This window comes from Acinetobacter sp. YH12043 (assembly GCF_013419915.1).
In the GTDB taxonomy this organism is placed as follows: domain Bacteria; phylum Pseudomonadota; class Gammaproteobacteria; order Pseudomonadales; family Moraxellaceae; genus Acinetobacter.
Genome location: NZ_VOZD01000027.1, coordinates 1 through 20,998, shown reverse-complemented (window position 1 = coordinate 20,998; position 20,998 = coordinate 1). Strand labels below are relative to the sequence as shown.

16 protein-coding genes are annotated in these 20,998 nt (G+C 46.0%); 8 read left to right on the top strand and 8 right to left on the bottom strand.

Annotation, left to right across the window (positions count from 1 at the left end; genetic code table 11):
• Nucleotides 1–2 precede the first annotated feature (2 nt).
• The 3 genes from FTU01_RS12660 (at nucleotide 3) to FTU01_RS12650 (ending at nucleotide 3,440) form a co-directional block, all read left to right on the top strand.
• Nucleotides 3–1,088 (top strand): alkene reductase, encoded by a 1,086-nt coding sequence (locus FTU01_RS12660; protein ID WP_166139484.1) that lies wholly within the window; start codon nucleotides 3–5, stop codon nucleotides 1,086–1,088.
• 81 nt (nucleotides 1,089–1,169) lie between these two features.
• Nucleotides 1,170–2,450 (top strand): 3-deoxy-D-manno-octulosonic acid transferase, encoded by a 1,281-nt coding sequence (locus FTU01_RS12655; RefSeq protein WP_180139375.1) that lies wholly within the window; start codon nucleotides 1,170–1,172, stop codon nucleotides 2,448–2,450.
• Between the two features lie 276 nt (nucleotides 2,451–2,726).
• Nucleotides 2,727–3,440, top strand: coding sequence for a 16S rRNA (uracil(1498)-N(3))-methyltransferase (locus tag FTU01_RS12650; RefSeq protein WP_180139361.1), 714 nt, complete (start codon nucleotides 2,727–2,729; stop codon nucleotides 3,438–3,440).
• Here FTU01_RS12650 and FTU01_RS12645 read toward each other — a convergent pair.
• Complete coding sequence (locus FTU01_RS12645) at nucleotides 3,414–4,394, bottom strand: mechanosensitive ion channel family protein (RefSeq protein WP_159123798.1); 981 nt, start codon at nucleotides 4,392–4,394, stop codon at nucleotides 3,414–3,416. The two genes, FTU01_RS12650 and FTU01_RS12645, sit on opposite strands and share 27 nt — an antisense overlap.
• A 107-nt stretch (nucleotides 4,395–4,501) precedes the next feature.
• On the bottom strand, nucleotides 4,502–5,077 hold the full coding sequence (locus FTU01_RS12640; protein ID WP_159123799.1) for a DUF805 domain-containing protein: 576 nt from the start codon (nucleotides 5,075–5,077) through the stop codon (nucleotides 4,502–4,504).
• 261 nt (nucleotides 5,078–5,338) lie between these two features.
• On the opposite strand from FTU01_RS12640, the gene acs reads away from it, so the two are divergent.
• Together acs and FTU01_RS12630 are read left to right on the top strand one after the other, a co-directional pair.
• Nucleotides 5,339–7,285: an acetate--CoA ligase gene (gene acs, locus FTU01_RS12635; RefSeq protein ID WP_159123800.1), complete on the top strand. Its 1,947-nt coding sequence runs from the start codon at nucleotides 5,339–5,341 to the stop codon at nucleotides 7,283–7,285.
• 130 nt (nucleotides 7,286–7,415) lie between these two features.
• Nucleotides 7,416–8,597, top strand: a complete 1,182-nt coding sequence (locus tag FTU01_RS12630; protein WP_180139360.1) for an acyl-CoA dehydrogenase family protein — start codon at nucleotides 7,416–7,418, stop codon at nucleotides 8,595–8,597.
• A gap of 62 nt (nucleotides 8,598–8,659) precedes the next feature.
• Here the strand turns inward: FTU01_RS12630 and FTU01_RS12625 are convergent, their stop codons facing one another.
• The 4 genes from FTU01_RS12625 to msuE form a co-directional block, all read right to left on the bottom strand.
• Nucleotides 8,660–10,069, bottom strand: coding sequence for a deoxyribodipyrimidine photo-lyase (locus tag FTU01_RS12625; protein ID WP_180139359.1), 1,410 nt, complete (start codon nucleotides 10,067–10,069; stop codon nucleotides 8,660–8,662).
• 126 nt (nucleotides 10,070–10,195) lie between these two features.
• On the bottom strand, nucleotides 10,196–10,810 hold the full coding sequence (locus FTU01_RS12620) for a riboflavin synthase subunit alpha (protein ID WP_125279183.1): 615 nt from the start codon (nucleotides 10,808–10,810) through the stop codon (nucleotides 10,196–10,198).
• Nucleotides 10,811–10,962: 152 nt separating this feature from the next.
• Nucleotides 10,963–12,078: a dimethylsulfone monooxygenase SfnG gene (gene sfnG / locus FTU01_RS12615; protein ID WP_180139358.1), complete on the bottom strand. Its 1,116-nt coding sequence runs from the start codon at nucleotides 12,076–12,078 to the stop codon at nucleotides 10,963–10,965.
• A 28-nt stretch (nucleotides 12,079–12,106) separates the two neighbouring features.
• Nucleotides 12,107–12,841 (bottom strand): FMN reductase, encoded by a 735-nt coding sequence (gene msuE / locus FTU01_RS12610; RefSeq protein WP_180139357.1) that lies wholly within the window; start codon nucleotides 12,839–12,841, stop codon nucleotides 12,107–12,109.
• A gap of 373 nt (nucleotides 12,842–13,214) precedes the next feature.
• Between msuE and FTU01_RS12605 the strand changes: the two genes are divergently transcribed.
• Nucleotides 13,215–13,865, top strand: a complete 651-nt coding sequence (locus tag FTU01_RS12605; RefSeq protein ID WP_004781530.1) for a response regulator transcription factor — start codon at nucleotides 13,215–13,217, stop codon at nucleotides 13,863–13,865.
• Between the two features lie 67 nt (nucleotides 13,866–13,932).
• Here FTU01_RS12605 and FTU01_RS12600 read toward each other — a convergent pair whose 3' ends face one another.
• Nucleotides 13,933–14,700 carry a hypothetical protein gene (locus tag FTU01_RS12600; protein ID WP_166139501.1) on the bottom strand — a complete coding sequence of 256 codons (768 nt, stop codon included), beginning with the start codon at nucleotides 14,698–14,700 and terminating at the stop codon, nucleotides 13,933–13,935.
• Nucleotides 14,701–15,117: 417 nt separating this feature from the next.
• Nucleotides 15,118–18,609 (bottom strand): PAS domain-containing hybrid sensor histidine kinase/response regulator, encoded by a 3,492-nt coding sequence (locus FTU01_RS12595; RefSeq protein WP_159123807.1) that lies wholly within the window; start codon nucleotides 18,607–18,609, stop codon nucleotides 15,118–15,120.
• Nucleotides 18,610–18,791: 182 nt separating this feature from the next.
• Between FTU01_RS12595 and FTU01_RS12590 the strand changes: the two genes are divergently transcribed.
• On the top strand, nucleotides 18,792–19,124 hold the full coding sequence (locus FTU01_RS12590) for a DUF485 domain-containing protein (RefSeq protein ID WP_004781535.1): 333 nt from the start codon (nucleotides 18,792–18,794) through the stop codon (nucleotides 19,122–19,124).
• A gap of 1 nt (nucleotide 19,125) precedes the next feature.
• On the top strand, nucleotides 19,126–20,841 hold the full coding sequence (locus FTU01_RS12585; protein ID WP_180011055.1) for a cation acetate symporter: 1,716 nt from the start codon (nucleotides 19,126–19,128) through the stop codon (nucleotides 20,839–20,841).
• The last annotated feature ends 157 nt before the right edge of the window (nucleotides 20,842–20,998 follow it).

Below are 20,998 nucleotides of genomic sequence, written 5' to 3'. Positions count from 1 at the left end.
CGATGGCTGAATTAAATTCTCCTTTAACGCTCGGTGCGTTAGAGCTTAAAAACCGTGTCATCATGGCGCCGCTGACCCGTAGCCGCGCAACTGCTGATCGCGTTCCAACCCCCATGATGGTTGAATACTATGCGCAACGTGCAAGTGCTGGCCTGATCATTTCTGAAGCGACAGTGATTTCTGAAGAAGCCAACGGTTATTTAAATACTCCAGGACTGTTTACCGATGCTCAGGTCGAAGGCTGGAAAAAGGTCACTCAAGCGGTTCATGAGAAGGGCGGTTTAATCGTTGCCCAGCTTTGGCATGTTGGTCGTGTATCACATCCGGATCTGTTAAATGGTGAAACACCAGTGTCTGCAAGTGCAGTACAACAGGCGGGTCATGTCAGCTTATTACGTCCAAAGCGTCCATACGTTACGCCACGCCCCTTGGAAGTTTCTGAAATTCACGCGATTACCGAGCAATACAAGCAAGCCGCGATTCGTGCCAAAGAAGCCGGTTTTGACGGTGTTGAATTACATGCTGCCAATGGTTATCTGATTGACCAGTTCCTGCAAAGCAAAACCAATCAGCGTGAGGATGAATACGGCGGTTCAGTCGAAAACCGTACACGTTTCCTGCTAGAGGCAACTGATGCACTGATTGAAGTATGGGGTGCGGATCGAGTAGGGGTACATTTTGCGCCGCGTGGTGATGACCATGACATGGGCGACAATGATCCACGTGAAACATTTGGCTATGCCATGGAGCAACTGGGCAAGCGCAAGATTGCCTTCTTCTTTACCCGTGAATATCTGGCTGAAGACAGTATTTCCGAATATATGAAAGAGCGTTCTGGTGGAGTGCCTTATATTGCCAATATGCAACTGAGTCGTGAAGATGCGATTGAGCTACTGGCAGCTGAAAAGGCAGATGCAGTCGCATTTGGTAAAGCCTATATTGCGAATCCTGATCTATACGAACGTCTGCTTGATAATGCACCGCTTAATGAGCTGAAAATGGAAAATATGATCGGCAGTCAGGTGGCTGAAGGTTATATTGATTATCCAACTTTGGCAGAAGTTAGAGTATTAAGCACCATAGAATAATTCGAAATAAGAGCCACATCGATTAACATGTCGATGTGGCTCTGTTATATTTTGCCGATTGAATCTGTTTTGGGGCGCAATGTGGCTACTCCATTCTGGTATAACGCAGCCTTGGCGCTAGCGAAACCGCTTTATCAATCCCGTATACGTAAACGTGCGACCAGTCCGGAACAATTAGAACAAGAACTGTTGGAACGTTTTGGTCCTTTCCAGTCCCCTAAAAATCTGCAGGCGATCTGGTTTCATGTAGTATCCGTAGGGGAAACCAATGCCGCTCAACCTTTAATTGAACATTACTTAAAACTTGGGCATCCGGTTCTAGTGACCAATACCACCAAGACCGGACAGGCACGTGCCAAATCTCTCTTCTTAAAAGAACCTTATTTAGACTTATTCCAAGCTGTATATTTGCCAGCTGACCAGAAAACCCTGATTCGTGATTTTTATCAAAAATATCAGCCTAAATTGCTGTTATTGATGGAAACCGAGCTCTGGCCAAATCTGATTGATCAAGCACCTGCTTTTAATGTGCCATGTCTGTTACTGAATGCCCGTCTTTCTGAAAAATCCGCCAAGGGCTATGGCAAAGTCAAAGGCCTAACCCGTGGCATGCTTAAGAATTTAACAGGTCTTTTGGCTCAGGATACAGCAACCCAGCAGCGTTATATTGATCTAGGTATAGTTTTAGAAAAAACTCAGGTCTTGGGCAATATTAAGTTTGATATCACGGCACCGCAGCAATTTATTGATCATGCTGCTCAATTAAAACAGGAATGGTCTCTACAAAGTCGGAAAATTATCACTCTCGCCAGTACACATGCCCCAGAAGAGCAGCAATTGATGGCTGAGCTTAAAGCTGCGTTAGATGCAACTCCAGCATTGGTTTGTATCGTGGTGCCACGCCATCCGGAACGTTTTGATGAGGTGTTCCAAGCTGCACAGTCCTTAGGTTTAAGAACCCAACGTCGTAGTCTGGGGCAACGTATCGAAGAAGATACTCAGGTTTATCTGGCAGATTCCATGGGCGAGATGTGGCTGTGGTATGCCTTGAGCCAAGCCTGTTATGTTGGCGGCTCTTTGAATGAACCAGGTGGTGGGCATAATATTCTGGAGCCGGTTGCGCTGAATGTCCCAACGATTCTGGGTAAAAACTATTTTAACTTTCAGACGATTGTCGATGAGTTTGTCCAGGCGCATGCCGTAGAAGTGGTGCAGGATGCTAAGCAGGCTGCTGAGACTTTGCTAGAAATTCTGAATAATTCAGCTAAAGCTGAAAGCTTGAATACTGCTGCACAAAAGATTATGCAGCAAAATCAGGGTTCACTTGAAAGGCATATTCAGGTGATTGATCAATATCTTTGATTATATTCTGATTTGTGAAGAAGCTGATTTTCATGGATTGATTGTATAAGGTTAAAACTAAGCCTTATCTTTATAGATTTAATGCTAGCGCTCTTCTTTCTTTTACTTTTGTTTCGGCAAAAGTAACAAAACCATTTGTCATCCACAAAACTCGTCATATACCATCTTTTTGCAGAGATATCGCAGAACCTATATCAGGCAAAAAGAGTCCTGCCTCGGACAATTGTGGATGAAGTTTCCGCGTATCCAGTGATGGATTTGTTGAGTTAATTTTTTATGAATATCGTCCTGCTTGATCCCCGCCAAACCGAATCTGAACTATGGCCGATTAGCTCAAAGCGACAACTGGAGCATTTGCAACAGCATCTTGAGATTCAGGTTGGTGACATATTAAAAGTTGGGATTCGGGAAGGGAAACGGTATTTAACTGAAGTTGTCGAAATTTCTGAAAAAGCAGTTTTATTGAAACCCATTCAAGAAGAATCAGTTCCTGCAAAGCTGCCTGTTACCTTGATTGTGGCCTTGCCACGCCCTAAAGTTTTGCGCCGTCTGATCATGGATGCTGTGACCATGGGGGTAGAAAAGATCATTTTATTGCATAGCTATCGGGTGGATAAAAGCTATTGGCAGACCCCATTTTTGCAGCAGCTGAATCATTATATCGATCTCGGGCTAGAACAGGCAGGAGATACGCTTGCTCCGAAAATTGAGCTGTATAAACGCTTTAAACCTTTTGTTGAAGATATTTTGCCGGGACTCATTACAGCAGACTGTCCAGCCTTTGTTGCACATCCTTATGCCGAACAGCCGATGCCATATGCACTTCAGCATCCTTGCACGATTGTCATTGGCCCCGAAGGTGGCTTTATTCCGTATGAAGTTGATTTGCTCATAAAAAACGGCTGCCAAGCAGTGAGCCTTGGCAACCGTATTCTCCGTACTGAAACGGCGATTTCATATGTTTTAGGTCGACTGTTTAGCGCGAGCTGAGGCATCTTCATGGCCATCGCCACGATAGACTTTCACTTCCTGCACCGGATATGGAATCGAAATATTATGTTCAGCAAAGGCTTGTATCACCCGTTCCTGAACTGCACTGATTGAGGTGCCTATGCCTGTTTCAGTGGTATTGACCCACCATAAGGCTTTGAGAGTAATCGAGAAGTCTGCCAGTGCAATCACATTGACGCTAAATGCAGGTTGACTCAGGATGGTCGGATCTTTATCCAGAATTGCAGTAATAATATCCTTGGCTTTCTGGATATCATCTTCATAACCGATCCCGACCGAAAATTCACAGCGGCGACGGGTATAAGCAGTATTCACCGTGACTGCACTGGTATAGACCGTAGCATTTGGAATCACGATACGACGACCATCTGGCGAGCGTAAAAAGGTTGCACGAATCTGGATATCTTCCACGGTACCCTCCAGACCATTCACGATAATGTCATCGCCAATCTTGAAAGGTTCACCCAGCAAAATCAGTACACCTGAGAGCAGATTCTGGAAAATATCCTTAAATGCGAAACCGATCGCCACCGAACCAATCCCAAGCGCACTCATCAGCTGACCTGGGGTGAAACCTGGAATCGCAATCACCAGCCCGATTAATACGCCAAAGAAAACAATCACCGTACTACCGACACGGTTCAGCACCAGTACCAGATTCTGTCGGGTATAAGTACGGTTTTCTAAAGTCTTACGGACAAAAAACTTAAACAGTTTTGACAGTAACCAGAAAATGACAATGACTGTCAGTGCGATGCAGAAATAAGGCACACGCTCCCAGAAACCCTCCATGATCTTGTCAATGGTGCTATAGGCATCATTGTACTTGGAGGTATGTTCGATCACGGTTTGGGCAGTTTTTTCAGTCGCCTGATGCAGGAGCTCAGTCGTCCCTTCAGTTACCTGGCTTAAAGTATTCTCTTGCTCAGCCACAAAAACTCCACAATTTAAATTTCGCTTATTTTGCCTCAACTACAGCAAAAAATTAACAACAGCGAAATTTATACACAATATATTTATGCAAAACAGACACAACTGCCTTAAAAGAACTCAGTCGTTTTTTGTTTCACTTCGCTTGGGATTCTTGAAGGCTCACCTTCACTCATATAAGAGAATAATGCAGTCGTCGCCAACAGGCTGAGTACGGTAAAAATGATCACCAGCCAGGCCACAATCTTTTCCCAGACGGGGCTTGTACGTATCGGACCATACTGATTGCTACCTCTTGTTCCTGGAAAAAGTACGATATAAATCCAGACCAACAGATTGATCAAAGGCACGAAGAATAGCAGCATCCACCAGCCACTGCGGTCCAGATCGTGTAAGCGCCGTACTGTAATCACAATACCGAAATACAGGTAGACCAGCATGATCGCCAAGGCAAACAGGCTGGACAGGCCGTGCAGGGAAATTTGCCAGTTTGAATCTACCGATAGGCTGGCAATGTTCACAATATCAATACTTAAACCTAGCGCAATACTGCTGCATAAGAAAATAAACTGTAAAAATGCGGACCAGGCAATAAAACTCAAACGTCCAAATCGGCCCCTGATCGATAAGGGATGATCTGCTGCAGGAAAAGGAGGAGGGAAATAGGAAGGTTCAGTTGAATTCATGGGCAAGATCCTAAGCCTGTATAAAATACAGCGAGAGTGGGAGACTCATTTTATTTGACGATAGCAATATCTAGCTGACTTTGGCCATAGCTGAGTATTATCCGAAGTTATTCTGATTGAATTTGAATAAATAATCTACGACGAAAGCATGATTGTCGGATTTGAAATATGCAGTACATACTGCCATTATGCATAAAAAACAATCAACAAAATGCCATCAAGCTCTCGTGATGAGATAGAACAAGATCAAGGAAGCGAACAATGAAAGAAATCTATCCAGTACCAGCAGAATTTAAGAAAACCGCACGTACCACTGATACAGAGTATTTTGAGCGTTATCAGCAATCCATTGAACAACCGGATCAGTTCTGGGCTGAACAGGCACAGCGCCTGGACTGGATCAAACCTTTTACCCAGGTTAAAAATACCAGTTTTGATAAAGACAATTTTAAAATTGAATGGTTTGCAGATGGCCAGCTCAATGTCAGTGCCAACTGTCTGGATCGCCATCTTAAGGAACATCCTTATAAACCGGCGATTATCTGGGAAGGGGATCATCCATCCCGTCACAAGATTATTTCTTTTCATGAGCTTTATGATGAAACCTGCCGTTTCGCCAATGTCCTGAAAAAGAACGGAATTAAAAAGGGCGACCGGGTGGTGCTGTATATGCCAATGGTCTCGGAAGCCGCAATTGCCATGCTGGCCTGTGCCCGGATTGGTGCAGTGCATTGTGTGGTGTTTGGTGGTTTCTCACCTGATTCTCTGGCCAGCCGGATTGAAGACAGTCAGGCCAAAATGGTGATTACCGCAGATTCGGGCATGCGTGGGGGCAAAGCCATTCCACTGAAAGCCAATGTGGATGAAGCCCTGAAAGTCGCCGGTACCGAATCGGTTGAACATGTCATCGTTGTACATCGCACTGGCAATCCGGTGGAAATGCAACAGGGGCGTGATCTCTGGTATCACATGGAAATTATGACCGTCAATGAGATCTGTCCGCCTGAGCCGATGAATGCGGAAGATCCGCTGTTTATCCTGTATACCTCGGGTTCAACCGGAAAACCTAAGGGCGTACTGCATACCACAGGCGGCTATCTGACTTATGTGAACTGTACTTTCCGAGAAGTTTTTGACATCAAACAGGATGATGTGTTCTGGTGTACTGCCGATGTCGGCTGGATTACCGGGCATTCCTATGTACTGTATGGTCCGCTCTCTAATGGTACGACTACGGTCATGTTCGAGGGAGTGCCGCAATATCCGAGCTGGGCACGTACCGGACATATCGTTGACAAGCATAATGTCACCATTCTCTATACTGCACCGACAGCCATTCGTGCCATGATGCGTGAGGGGGATGCCTATGTACGGGAAAGTGATCGTAGCAGCCTGAGAATTTTAGGTTCGGTCGGTGAGCCGATTAACCCGGAAGCCTGGAACTGGTATTACTCGGTAGTCGGTGAAAGCCGCTGTCCGGTGATTGATACCTGGTGGCAAACCGAAACTGGTGGCTTCATGATTACGCCTTTACCAGGTGCGACCGACCTGAAACCGGGTTCTGCAACCCGGCCATTCTTTGGTGTGCAACCCGCCATTGTCGATGCAGAAGGCAAGGAAATTGAAGGGGTGGCAGAAGGGAATCTAGTAATTAAGGATTCCTGGCCAGGTCAGATGCGCACCATCTGGGGTGACCCAGACCGCTTTATTGACGCCTATTTCTCGACCTATCCAGGTACCTATTTTACCGGTGATGGTGCACGTCGTGATGAAGATGGCTATTACTGGATTACTGGTCGTGTCGATGATGTACTCAATGTTTCCGGTCATCGTCTGGGTACGGCAGAGATTGAAAGTGCACTGGTGGCCCATGAAGCGGTTGCCGAAGCGGCTGTTGTCGGTATGCCGCATGACATCAAAGGTCAGGGGATTTGTGCATTTGTCACCTTGCAGGCAGGGACTGAAAGTACTGAACAGCTGCGCGGTGAACTGGTAGCTTGGGTACGTAAAATTTTAGGGCCAGTGGCAACGCCAGACGCCTTGCACTGGGCACCTGCTTTACCTAAAACCCGTTCAGGTAAAATCATGCGCCGGATCTTAAGAAAGATTGCTGCCAATGAGCTGGACAGTCTGGGTGATACCTCGACTCTGGCTGAGCCACAAGTCGTGGATCAGTTAATTGCTGAAGTGCAGCGTAATCAGGCATAAGTTTAGGACGTTCAAATACCGGCATTATTTGCCGGTATTTTTGTCTCAGGAATAAGCTCTGCATGCTTTCGAATATAGTGCCAAGCTGCAATCTGCTAAGCTAAAACCATGCTGAACTTAGGTCAAAAGAATGAATGTACGACAACAATATCTAGATCAATCTCCCCTGCAAATTGCCCAGCAACTGACAGAAACTTTTGCCCAAACAGCCGCAGCTCGTGACAAGCAGGGCGGTAATCCTAAAGCCGAGCGTGATCTGATTCGTCAGAGCGGTTTACTGGGCCTGTCTATTCCAAAACAGTACGGCGGTCAGGAAGCAGACTGGCAGACAATTTTTAAAACCATTCAAATCATTGCCCGAGTCGATAGTTCATTAGCACATGTTTATGGGTTTCATCATTTGCTGATTGCAACGGTTCAATTATTTTCCCAACCAGAACAGTATGGCCCATGGTTTGAACAGACCGCTCGGGAAAACCTGTTCTGGGGCAATACCTTAAATCCACTGGACCGTCGAACTACCGCAACAAAAATTGCTGAAAAAGAATATATTTTTGATGGAAATAAAAGTTTCTGTTCGGGCTCCATTGATTCCGATATCTTACTGTGCTCAGGCTATAACGACGCTGGAAAATTACTGATCGGGGTAATTCCAACAGCACGTAAGGGTGTAAGTTTTCTCGGTGACTGGAATAATATGGGTCAACGCCAGACCGATAGCGGCACCAGCCATTTTGAGCAGGTCAGAATTCATGAAGATGAATTGCTGTTAAATCCGGGTCCACTGAGCACGCCGTATTCAAGCTTACGTCCTTTGATTGCCCAATTGATTTTTGTACACATGTTCCTCGGTGTAGCAGAAGGTGCGTTTGAAGTCGCCAAACAAACCGTACAGACTCAAAAAGCCTGGTCAAAATCACTGGTAGAAGAGGCAGTGAATGACCCCTTTACCCAGAAGCATTTTGCCGATTTTTATGTGCAGCTGGAAAGCGTGCGTTTGCTGGCTGATAAAGCGATTCAAACCTTACAAGCTGCTTGGGATCTGGGCAATGATCTCACTGCCGAGCAGCGTGGTGAAGTTTCAGTGGCGATTGCTACAGCCAAAATCGCGGCCACCAATACATCTCTCTATATCACCCAGAATATTTTTCAGGTGATGGGCGCGCGTGCGACCACAGCCAAACTGAATCTGGACCGTTTCTGGCGTAATGTTCGCACCCAGACCTTACATGATCCGGTAGATTATAAATATCAGGAAGTTGGGGAATGGATATTGACCGGGAAAGTGCCTGATCCAAGTTTTTATTCTTGATATGAAAATAAAAAGCCTCTGATACTGGAGGCTTTTCATATTAGATGAAGTGATAGTTTCTTCTAAATCTGCTTAAAGGCTTCTATGGCTCGTACACGAGAGGCTTTTAAATCGACAATCGGTTTTGGATAATCCAGTTCCAGATCAGGATTTTTGGCATAAGGTTCATGAATGGATTTGGCATCCAGATGCGCCAGTTCAGGCACCCACTGGCGGATATAGTCTCCATTGGGATCAAACTTCAGGGACTGGCTGACCGGATTAAAAATCCGGAAGTAGGGCACAGCATCCATGCCGGTTGATGCACACCATTGCCAGCCACCATTATTCGCAGCCAGATCGCCGTCAATCAGGTGCTGCATAAACCAGCTTTCACCCAGTCGCCAGTCGATCAGCAAGTTCTTACACAGGAACATCGCAGTAATCATCCTGACCCGGTTATGCATCCAGCCAGTTGCCAGCATTTGCCGCATGCCAGCATCGACAATTGGAATTCCGGTCTGGCCTTGCTGCCAGGCAGCTAGATCTTCGGGGGCATTGCGCCACTGGATCTTATTGGTATTTTGCTTAAATGGTTGGTGTTTGGAGACACGTGGAAAATCAAACAGGGTCTGTAGATAGAATTCCCGCCACAAGAGTTCATCTAACCAGGTCTGCTGACCCACATCCTCAATCTGGAAATAGCCATCCTGAAAAAGAGCTTGCATACATTGGCGAACTGAAATAACACCGATATTCAGATAAGGGGAGAGGCGGCTGGTACCATCAACTGCTGGCAGATCACGGTCGGTTTTATAATGAGCCATTTTATCCTCGATAAAATCATCGAGCAGATCCAAGGCAGTTCGATCCTCCGCAGGCCAAAGTTGGGCAGCATGCTCTACCACATAATCCGCTGAGAATTTTTCAAGATCAACATTGGGGAGCTTAGTTGATAATTGGATTGGATCTTGAGCTTCAATCTCTGGATAGCAGGCGGGTACATCCAGAATTAGCCGCTCATAGCATTTTTTCTTAAAGGCACTATAGACCTGATAGGCTTGATTAGACTGATTCCGGATACTGCCAAGGGGAAACAGGATGCGATCATGATAGAACTCGACCCTGATTTGCTGCTGTTGCAGTAATTGCTGTACTTGAGCATCACGTTCCAGTTCATTGACGCCAACTTCAATATTGGTATGCAGATTTTCAATTTTCAGGGTTTGACACAGATTCAATATTTCTGGCGCTAAATTTTCCCACAAAGGAATATTCAATATGATCAGCGGGATATTCAGTTGCTGTAGCTGCTGTTTTAAATATTTGAGCCGGCGCAGATAAAAATCAATTTTGATCCGGGCATCCTGATGCAGTTGCCATTGTTCGGGAGAGAGGACTGCTAGCGCAATGCAAGGTCCTTGCTGAGTAGCATGCCAGAGTGCGGCATGGTCATGTATACGGAGGTCTTGGCGGAACCAGATCAACTGCATGGGAATAACGTTCTGAATCGGAATCAGATTATTTTATTCATTCCACCTGAAAATTCTGTATAGAAACGTAGATATGGGCAGAATGATCAGTTAAAAAACCGCCTATGGTATAAGCGGCTCTTTCATTTAACGCTGGTGAATATTTTCTAAGGTATCCACCAAGGTACGCGTGGTCTGGTCAATTTCATAATTGACTTCATCACCTACTTTGGCATTTTTCCAGGTGGTCAGACGCAAAGTTTCGGGAATCAGATCAATCGAAATTTCACTATTGGCGCGATCGACGCGATTGATGGTCAGGCTGCAGCCGTTCAGACCAATAAACCCTTTCAGGAAAAAGTATTTGATATTGCCATCCGGGATCTGAATATCGATATGGTAGGTTTCACCCCGATGTTCCAGATTTTTAATGATTGCTGTGCCTTCGATGTGCCCATACAGATTATGCCCGCCATTTTCTGCACCGACTTTGGCAGAGCGTTCGACATTCACTTCATCACCCACTTGAAGAGATTTTAAGGTGGTGAGAGCAAGGGTTACATCGGAGATATCGAAGTGAATCTGATTTAGCTTCTGATCAATAGTCGTTACGGTGAGGCAGACGCCGTTGATCGCAACACTGGCGCCAATAAAGACATCCTGAAAAAACTGATTTTCGTTGCTCACGATAATGGTAATGAAGCCATTGCCCTGGCGAATATCCACGACTTTTTCCAAGCCTTGTACGATACCGGTATACATAATTTAAATTTCTATCTCATCGGGTTTGGCTTCATTCTAGTCAAGAATGAAGCAGGCGGCTATCTCTATGCCGAGAACACTGTGTTGCACAAAAAAAATCCCTCAAGCCGAGCCTTGAGGGAATGAATCGTTATGCTGAGCATTATTATAGTTTAAACGAGCTCAGCTTCTTGTTCTTCTTGTTGCTGTTCAGCTTGCTGCGTTTCGAGTTCACGCACGAGTGGCAAGACTTTTTCACCGAAATATTCCACTTCTTCAATAAAGTGCAGGAAGCCTGAAAGAACCAGATCAACACCGACTTTTTTCAGTTCGATGATACGTTCTGCAATCTGCTCTGGCGTCCCGATCAGGTTGGTACGGAAACCATCGTTATATTGCACCAGATCTTTAAATGTGGATTTGGCCCAGTTACCTTCACCTTCTTTACTCGCTGCGCCCGCTTCACGCGTTGCCTCACCGAAAGATTTCACCGCCTGAACATTGGCCTTGGCCACGATTTCTCGCAGTACTGCTTGCGCTTCCTCTTCGGTGTCACGAGCAATCACAAATGCATTTACGCCAATTTTCACAGAGTGATTGTTCGCTTTGGCTTTTTCACGAATATCATCGATCTGTTTTTTCAGCTCTTCCGGCGTATTGCCATTGGTGAAGTACCAGTCAGACACACGAGATGCCATATCGCGTGCTGCCCGGGAACTCCCCCCCTGGAAGATTTCAATATGCGGTTTTTGTAGCGGTTTTGGACTCAAGGTATAGTCTTTGAACTGGTAGTATTTACCATCAAAACTAAAATTGTTTTGAGTCCAGACCCCTTTCAGGCTGCGAATAAATTCTTCTGAACGTGCATAACGTTCATCATGTTCCGGCCATTCTTCACCAATTGCATCAAACTCGCCACGGAACCAGCCACTTACGACATTAATCGCAATTCTGCCATTGGTCAGATGATCAATGGTTGCCAGCTGCTTCGCTGCCAGCGCAGGCTTCCATGGACCCGGCAAGACCGCGGCAATCACTTTTAAACGTTCAGTTTTCGCCAGGATGCCATGACTGAAACTCACTGATTCATGCTGGTTTTCAGCGTTATAGCCCGCAGTAAAACGGATCTGGGTCAGGGCATAGTCAAAACCTGCTTTCTCAGCAGTTTGCGCCAGACGGACATTATAGTCATAGCTCCAGTCAGTACGCTGTTCAATGTCGCTGACCACCAGACCGCCACTGACATTTGGAACCCAGTAAGCAAATACAATATTTTTATCTTGTGACATTATTCTTACCCTCTGAATGAAGTGGCCATTAAGCCACTTGAGTCTTTGGCACTTTCTTGCTGTGCAAACGGGATTCTGCGGCATCCAGGCTTGGCACTGCAGCTGAAGGTAAAACTTCTTCCTGTTCGATTTGCTTGTTGATGCCTAGGCTCTGGTTGGCTTGCTGAGATTTTTCTTTAATGACCTCAGCACGCTGCCCCTTTGCTGGCGCCCATTCAAGGATTGGTAGGGCACGAGCCACTGCCAGGGTAATACGGGCACGAAGTAATTCGCTGTGAATAGTATATTCAGGCGTAAAGTCACGATCTGTGGCATATACCCCGATTGGTAAGGTTTGTGCCTGGAAGAAGCTGAATAATGGGCGTAATTGGTGCTCAAGAACCAGCGCATGACGGTCACTACCACCAGAAGCTGCTAAAAGAACCGGTACATCTACCAGCGCCGTTTGTTCTACGAAGTCAAAGAAATGCTTGAACAGGCCCGTAAATGAAGCGCGGTAAACAGGCGTACCAACAATCAGGGCATCTGCTGCTTCAACGGCTGCCAGATCATCCTGCACGCGTTGCGGTAACTGGTTACGGTAAATTGCACCACCTAAAAGCTGGCCAATTTCACTGAACTTGATGAAATGTACATTGATTGGCGTCGCTTCACCCAGTTCATCCAGAATGGCTTGAACCAATGCTTCGGTTTTAGATGGGTGATTCAGGCCGCCAGAAACAGCCACGATGTTTAAAGGTTTTTGCTCGGAAAAATGGGGCATGTGAAGTACCTAAAAATGGTTAAGCTCGGAATGACCCTATTAATCCCGATTGCCGCAGTAGGTGTAAAATAACGAAATGCTGAAAAGTTATCTGATTTTTCTATATAAGCGGAAAATGTGCTTCTGAAACGGATAGAGCTGGATAAATGGCTGATAACTATATTTATATTGAATAAAGATAAGCTATGCATAATAGGAATAAATCATATATAAAAAAGTGATGAGAATTAAAGAATTATTGAAATAAGCCAAAATTTAAAAAAATTAAAGAAAAACTCCACATTATTTAAAAAATTGGTGATCTTGCATATCCATAAACTGGCTTGTGTGGTTAGAATAGGAGCTACTGTGCACAAGATCTCTCTCACGTCCTATGAATATTTTAATCGTTGATGATCATCCACTGTTTCGTCATGCTCTGATCCAAGCTGTTCGTTATAGTCTGCCACAAGCGCAGATTCATGAAACTGCAGCAGTCAATGAATTTTATGAACGTCTAGAAAATGGTCCTGAGCCTGATCTTGTCCTTCTGGATTTAAACCTGCCAGGTGCATCGGGCTTTTCTGCTCTGGTCCACGTTCGCGCCCAATATCCTTCGATTCCAATTATTGTCGTTTCTGCTCACGAAGAAGCCAGCATTATCCAGCGTGCGATTGCACATGGTGCAATGGGCTATATTCCAAAATCTGCACATCCAAGCCATATTGGTGAAGCGATTCGTGAAGTCCTCGAAGGTGAAATCTGGTTACCACCCAATCTGCCAGCCAACATGAACTTCGATCCGCGTGCTGCAGACGAAACTGCATTGGCAGAACGGATTCAGTCACTGACACCGCAACAATTCCGTGTCTTGATGATGGTAGCCGAAGGCTTGCTGAACAAACAGATTGCTTATGAACTGGATGTTTCAGAAGCCACCATTAAAGCGCACGTGACAGCAATCTTCCGTAAGCTAGGTGTACAAAACCGTACCCAGGCGGTGCTTGCCATCAATGCCTTGAATATTGAAGAAAAGAAAATGTAAGTGATGCTGCTTACAAAATAAAAAAGACCTCAGATGAGGTCTTTTTTATTGCGAGAATGTTGCCAGATTAAGCAATATAATCCTGTTTTTGGGTAACATCGGTACAGAACATGGGATTCAGTGCGGATTGCAGTTCATCAATCTGTTCTTGGGTGACATAGCCTTTAGAGATGAGGTATTCTGCTACGCGATCATCCCGTAGACTCAGGAAAGTCGCATCATACACACCTAAGTCTACAAACAGGGCAGCAGTTTCCAGACTGTTAAAACGGTCCAGATAAACTTCATCTTCATACATCAGGAATACATGCTCGTCTGTGCTATTCGGATCGACCTGTAGGTGCTCTGCCAGTTCATGCGGGCAGGTTTTGATAAAGAGCAAGTCAGAGAGTTCATCAAACTGGGTGGTATCCAGGCAATCTTCTTCATTTTTCACTTTGCCGAGCCACGCTTTAAAGACCAGTACGGCACCACCACGCAGCAGCATACTCCAGATCTGATGACGGGTTTGTACAGGTAAATCTTCAGCTTCTGCTTCCAGAGATTCAATCAGCTTGTTTTCCTGTTCAGCCAAACGTTCAAATAAACCTAAACCTTGCGGTTTGTAGGCATAAGGTTCAAAGACATCAAAATGCAGTTCATCAAAAACTTGCAGGGCTAAAGGAACCGCATGCTGATACAGGGTTTCAAGTGCCTGAATCTGGGTATCGTCGAGTTTGCTGTATTTAAACATTTGCGTCCAGTCGATGCTGGGTAATAAGGCATTAGCACCATATTGGCGATGGAATTGCTGAGTCTGTGCGGGAAGCTGAGCAATTGATTCATCGAGTTTCATTTTTATAACTCCTATCTAGCAGTGCAAATAGACCAGCTGCCAAAAGGATTTAGGCATTGTCAGATGGAAACTGATCGTTTCTTATATTGTCTATTTTTAGAGCTAAGCCTGTTGTATTAAAAATACGACCAAAGTTCTATCTGCCATAAAATAGGATTAAAAATTAATTTAAAACAACAACTTAAATAATTGTAACTAGGTGTACACATGTATATTAATAGAATTGGTGGCTTTTGCCATAGAGAATGCTGAAATGATAATTTTGAGCAATTTATCAGCAGGAATTATGTGAAATTTGGTGCTTTTAGCACATTGGCCTGATTTTTTTGCCAGTCAGGTAAAGATAGGTATTTATTCAGTATAAAAAATGCCCATCTTAAATCATTAAAATGGGCATTGAGATAAAAATAAAAAGTTCTAACTACCAGAGATTTTCAGACCGGATAACCAGGAACGAAGTGAAGCGGGTTTCAATGGTTTCTTCAGCAGGACAATATTTAAATCCTTCAGGCGCTGTGGCAGTTCCGGATCAGAATCTGCGGTAATCAATGCCACCGGAATATCACTACTACGATGTTCCAGAATAAAGTCCAGACCGATCTTGTCCTGGTTTAAATGCTGATCCACCAGCCAGACCTGAATATTTTCCTGCTGGATCATTTCGGCGGCCTGTTCAGGCTCGGTGGCTTTAAAGACCTGATAACCCCATTTGGTCAATAAGGTCGACATGCCTTCCAGAATGGTTTCATCATTGTCCAGACATAGAATCTTAAAGGCCTTGGACTTCAACGGCACAGCCTGAACAGGGGCGGCAACGACTTTCGGTGCTGCGGTCAGTGGCACTTCAATCATGAAGCAGGAACCTTTGCCCAGCTCGGAAGAAACATGAACTGGATAATCCAATAGACCAGTCATACGTTGCACGATGGCGAGACCAAGCCCCAGACCCTGTTCACCCCAAGGCGAAGTATGGCCACAACGCTCGAATTCCTGGAACAGCTTGATGCGCTGTTCTTCAGCAATACCGGGACCGGTATCCCAAACCCCGATCCGGATATGATTTGGCCGGTTGCTAGAACGCAGTACACCGACCACGACCTTACCTTTGGCGGTATAACGTAGGGCATTGCTGACAAAGTTCTGGATAATCCGGCGAATCCATTGTGGATCGGTGTCAATCCAGAACTGGGCATCATGCACTCGCAGTTTGATGCCACGTTGTGCCGCAATGGATTTGAATTGCAGTTCCAGATCACTTAATAAATCATGCAGTGGATAAGCCTGGCGTTTCGGCTGAATCGTACCGCCCTCCAGTCGGGCAATATCCAGCAGAGCTGAGAGCATGCTTTCTGCCCCATGCAGGGCACGATCCAGTTGCTGCAGGGTCTTGCGATCTTCTTCGCTTTGTACACTTTGCTCCAGCGCCGTACTGAACAGACGTGCAGCATGCATTGGCTGTAACAGGTCATGACTGGCGGCAGCAATAAAGCGGCTCTTGGACATATTGGCTTTGTCGGCTTGTTCACGCGCCAGTTGCTGTTCAGACAGGGCATCAGCGAGCTGCTGGGTACGATCCTGAACCCGGGCTTCCAGTAATGCTTCATTTTCACGGAAGGCAGTAATATCGGCAAAGGTCGTCACGAAACCACCGCCTTCAATTGGGTTACCCCGCATCTGAATCACGCGGCCATCTTTACGGATCCGTTCAAATTCATGCGCACTGCCGACCTGCATCCAGTGAATCCGTTTACGCACATGTTCTTCGACCGAGCCCGGACCACATTCACCGCGTTCAGCGTTATAACGGATCAGGTCAGCGATTGGACAGCCGACATAAACAATATCTTTTGGATAGTCGAACAGTTTCAGGTATTGGTTGTTCCAGGCGACCAGACACATATTTTCATCAACCACACTCACCCCTTGGGTCATATGGTCGATCATGGTCATGATCAGGTTCTGGTTAAAACGCTGCCATTGTGAGGCCTGATCCAGAATATTCGCCACCTGACCGAGGGCCAGGCCATTATTCACCATCGCGGTAGTCAGCAGGGTACGTGCCGAGGCTGCACCAATGGTACCGGCCAGATACTGCTCAGTAAAACGCCACCACATGCCATTGGCACTGCTATTTTCATTCAGTTCCACACTATTTTGAGCACAGAACTGCTGGAAGGCCTGCATGGTTGGACCTTCACCGGTAATGCGCTTGGCCAGCGTAATCAGGTCACCAACTTTTAAACGGGCCACATCCTGATGCGAGTAGCTGACATCAGTAGATGGACTTTGAGAAGGAAGCGGCTTGGTTTCATAGTAGAAGAAACTTTCCGCCTGAATCTGTTCAGCCACACTTGGACGGAACATCCGGGAAACCCAGATATATAGGAATGTGTTCAGACCTAGTGCCCAGACCACACCATGCGTTAAAGGATCAAAAGATTCGAAACCGATCAGGGCTTCAGGACGTAACCAGTTCCAGCCCAAAGGACCCTGTTCCAGAAAACTCTGGCTGAACTGCTGATAGGCTTCTGGCAGGCTGCGCAAAATCGTTGGTAATAGCAGGGTATACGACCATAAAGCGAAACCGGTCAGCAGGCCAGCATATACACCTTGCTTACTCCCGCCACGCCAATACAGACCACCAATCAGGGCAGGGGCGAATTGTGCCACGGCACTAAAGGCCAGCAGACCAAAGACTGAGAGCTGGTCAATATCATTAAAAAAGTTGAAGAACAGAAAGCCCATCAACATCACGGCCAGAATACAGATCCGGCGGGTAAATTTGAGTACCAGTGGCAAACGCTTGTCATGCCGTGAGATCAGGTTTAAGCGCCAGAGCGCCGGCATGATCAGGTCATTACTTAGCATGATCGACAGGGCGACTGAAGATACCAGTAACATACCAGTCGAAGCCGAGAAACCGCCTAAGAAGGCCAATAAGGTCAGCCAGTCCTGATTATAGCTAAGCGGTAAAGACAGTACCGCGACATCTGGAATCGCTAAATATTGGGGAGCCGCATGCAGTGCCCAGCTGGCAATCGGGATAATTGCCAGTGTGGTCAGAATCAGATAAATGGCAAACCAGCGACGTGCACCACGGATATGTTTTTCATCCCGTAATTCAACCACTGCTACGTGGAATTGACGTGGCAAGCAGATAATCGCCAGTGCAGCCAACAGGGTCTGTACCCAGAAACTTTCCGGTACGCCAAACAGCTGTACATCATGGAAGGTTGACTGAATATCGCTACTGATCTGAGGCAGATTTTCTGGTGCTTCAAAAATAAAGAAACAGGCTACGGCCAGCAAGGCAAATAACTTAACAAAAGACTCAAAGGCGACAGCCAGCATCAGACCGCCATGCTGTTCGGTGTTGGCAATCTGCCGGGTACCGAAAATCATCGCCAGAATCGCCAGGACGCCAGTCAGGAACAGTACGCTATTGGTGGTACTGGCAATCCCGGCTGAAGGTTCCAGAATGACCGCCGCACTCAAGGCAATTGCACGTAACTGCAAAGCCAGATAGGGAATGATGGCAATCACCGCCAGAATGGTGACCAGCGAAGCCAGAGGCCCACTCTTACCATAACGTGCAGCGACGAAGTCGGCGATAGAGGAAATCGCATGATGCTGGCGTACCCGTCCCAGACGGCGCCAGATATCGTAACCAATCGCGACAAAGAGCAGGGGACCAAGATAGATCGGCAGGAAAATAATTCCTTCACGAACCGCAGCACCGGTCGCGCCATAAAATGTCCAGGAAGAACAGTAGACGCCTAAAGTTAAACTAAACAATAGCATGCGGCCACGGGTACTCAGCCGGCTGGCATGTTTTTCCCCATAGAAAGCGCAAGTAAAGAGTAAAGTGATATAGAGGGCGAGCACCCCTATGATGAGCCAACTGTTCATATAGCCTGATGTGTACTGTGCATGACGCTATGATACCGCATCATGCACTCAGCAGTTTAAATTGATCATTTTTTAACGACCAAAGTCTAAATTACAAGTCATTCTAAATGTTGTTATTTTGCAACAGTGATAATTCGAATTAAAAAATAGTAAGCCCATGGTGGGGCTACAGGAGTGTAACTATGGATGAGGCTCAAGTAGAAAGAATTCTACAGAATCCCAAATTCAAAGAAATGGTACGTAGAAAAAGTACGCTGAGCTGGACCTTAACCGGCATCATGCTATTTGTCTATGTCGGTTTCATGTTGCTTGTTGGCTACAACAAAGAATTTCTATTGTCTTCAATTTCTGGCGGTGTAACGACCTGGGGTGTACCTCTAGGTATCGGTATCATTATTTTGTCTTTTATATTGTGCTGGGTGTATTCCTACATTGCCAATAACAAACTTGATCAGCTGAACAGAGAAGCAATTCAGGAAGTGGAAGCGATTACAAAAGAAAAGGGGCAACACTAAGATGAAAGGGATTTCATATCAAGCGCTTGCTGCTGCAGCGCTGACCTTGCTCAGCTCGGCAATGGCATTTGCTGGACCAGATCTGGGTGCTGCGGAGCAGCAAGCGACCAACTGGCACGCGATTATCATGTTTGTGATTTTCGTTGGAGCAACCTTATTTATTACCAAATGGGCTGCCAAACAAACCACAAATACTAATGATTTCTATACTGCCGGCGGCGGGATTTCTGGCTTCCAGAACGGTCTGGCCATTGCTGGTGACTTCATGTCTGCAGCATCTTTCCTCGGTATTTCCGCGATGGTATTCCTGTCCGGTTTTGACGGATTGCTGTACTCACTAGGCTTTATGGTGGGTTGGCCAATCGTTTTATTCCTGGTGGCAGAACGTTTGCGTAACCTGGGTAAATTTAACCTGTCTGATGTAGTGTCGTTCCGTCTGGAAGAAAAACCGGTGCGTACTCTAGCTGCATTAAGTTCACTGGTTGTGGTTGCGTTTTACCTGATCGCACAGATGGTAGGTGCAGGTCAGTTGATCAAGTTACTCTTCGGTCTGAACTACAATATTGCTGTGGTGATTGTTGGCCTGTTGATGATGGCTTACGTAATCTTCGGTGGCATGCTAGCGACCACTTGGGTACAGATCATTAAAGCAGTAATGCTGTTGTCTGGTGCGACATTTATGGCTTTCATGGTAATGAAGGGCGTAGGTTTCAGCTTTACCAATATGTTTGAACAATCGATTCAGGTTTACTCTAAAGTACATGACTTGAGCCTTGCAGATGCAACCAAGATTATGGGTCCGGGTAATCTCGCTTCGAATCCGGTCGATGCGATTTCTCTTGGTCTGGCGCTGATGTTTGGTACAGCAGGTCTGCCACATATCCTGATGCGTTTCTTTACAGTAAAAGATGCCAAAGAAGCACGTAAATCAGTGGTGGTTGCAACAGGCTTTATCGGTTATTTCTACCTGTTAACCTTCATTATCGGTTTCGGTGCGATTCTATACGTAGCGAACAACCCGCAGTTCCTGGACATTGCAAAAATGGCAATCACAGGCAAGCTAGAGCTGGTGGGCGGTAACAACATGGCCGCGGTTCACCTGGCAGATGCTGTGGGTGGTGACCTGTTCATGGGCTTCATTTCTGCAGTGGCATTCGCAACCATTCTTGCGGTAGTTGCAGGTTTGACCTTGTCAGGTGCTTCAGCAATTTCACATGACTTGTATGCAAACGTATTCAAGAAAGGCCGTACTACACCTGAATCTGAACTGCGCATGTCTAAAATTGCAACTCTTGGTCTTGCTATCTTTGCGATGATCTTGGGAATTCTGTTCGAGAAGCAAAACGTTGCCTTCATGGTAGGTCTGGCATTCTCGGTAGCAGCATGTGCCAACTTCCCGGTACTGGTTCTGTCTATGTTCTGGAAAGGCCTGACCACACGTGGTGCTGTCATTGGTGGCGTGGTTGGTCTGGTGACTGCGGTAGTGCTGATTGTACTGTCTAAAGCCGTTTGGGTAGATACTTTCGCGATTTCAGATACACCAGTCGTTCCATTTAATGGTCCTGCATTATTTGCAATGCCATTGTCTTTCTTCTGCTGCTGGTTCTTCTCCATCACAGACCGCTCAGTGAAAGCACAGGCAGAACGCAAAGCTTTCGATGCACAGTTTGTTCGCTCACAAACAGGTATTGGAATCTCAGGTGCATCTGATCATTAAGATCTGATGTCCTAAAAAAGCCTCCTGATGGGGTAATGCCAGTCAGTTAAGAGATTGACTGGCTTTTTCTTGGGTATTTTTGAGGTTTTCCTTTTACAACCCTTGGATAACTCCTCACTCTTCTCTCAGGTATAACATACCGATTAGATTTCTCCAT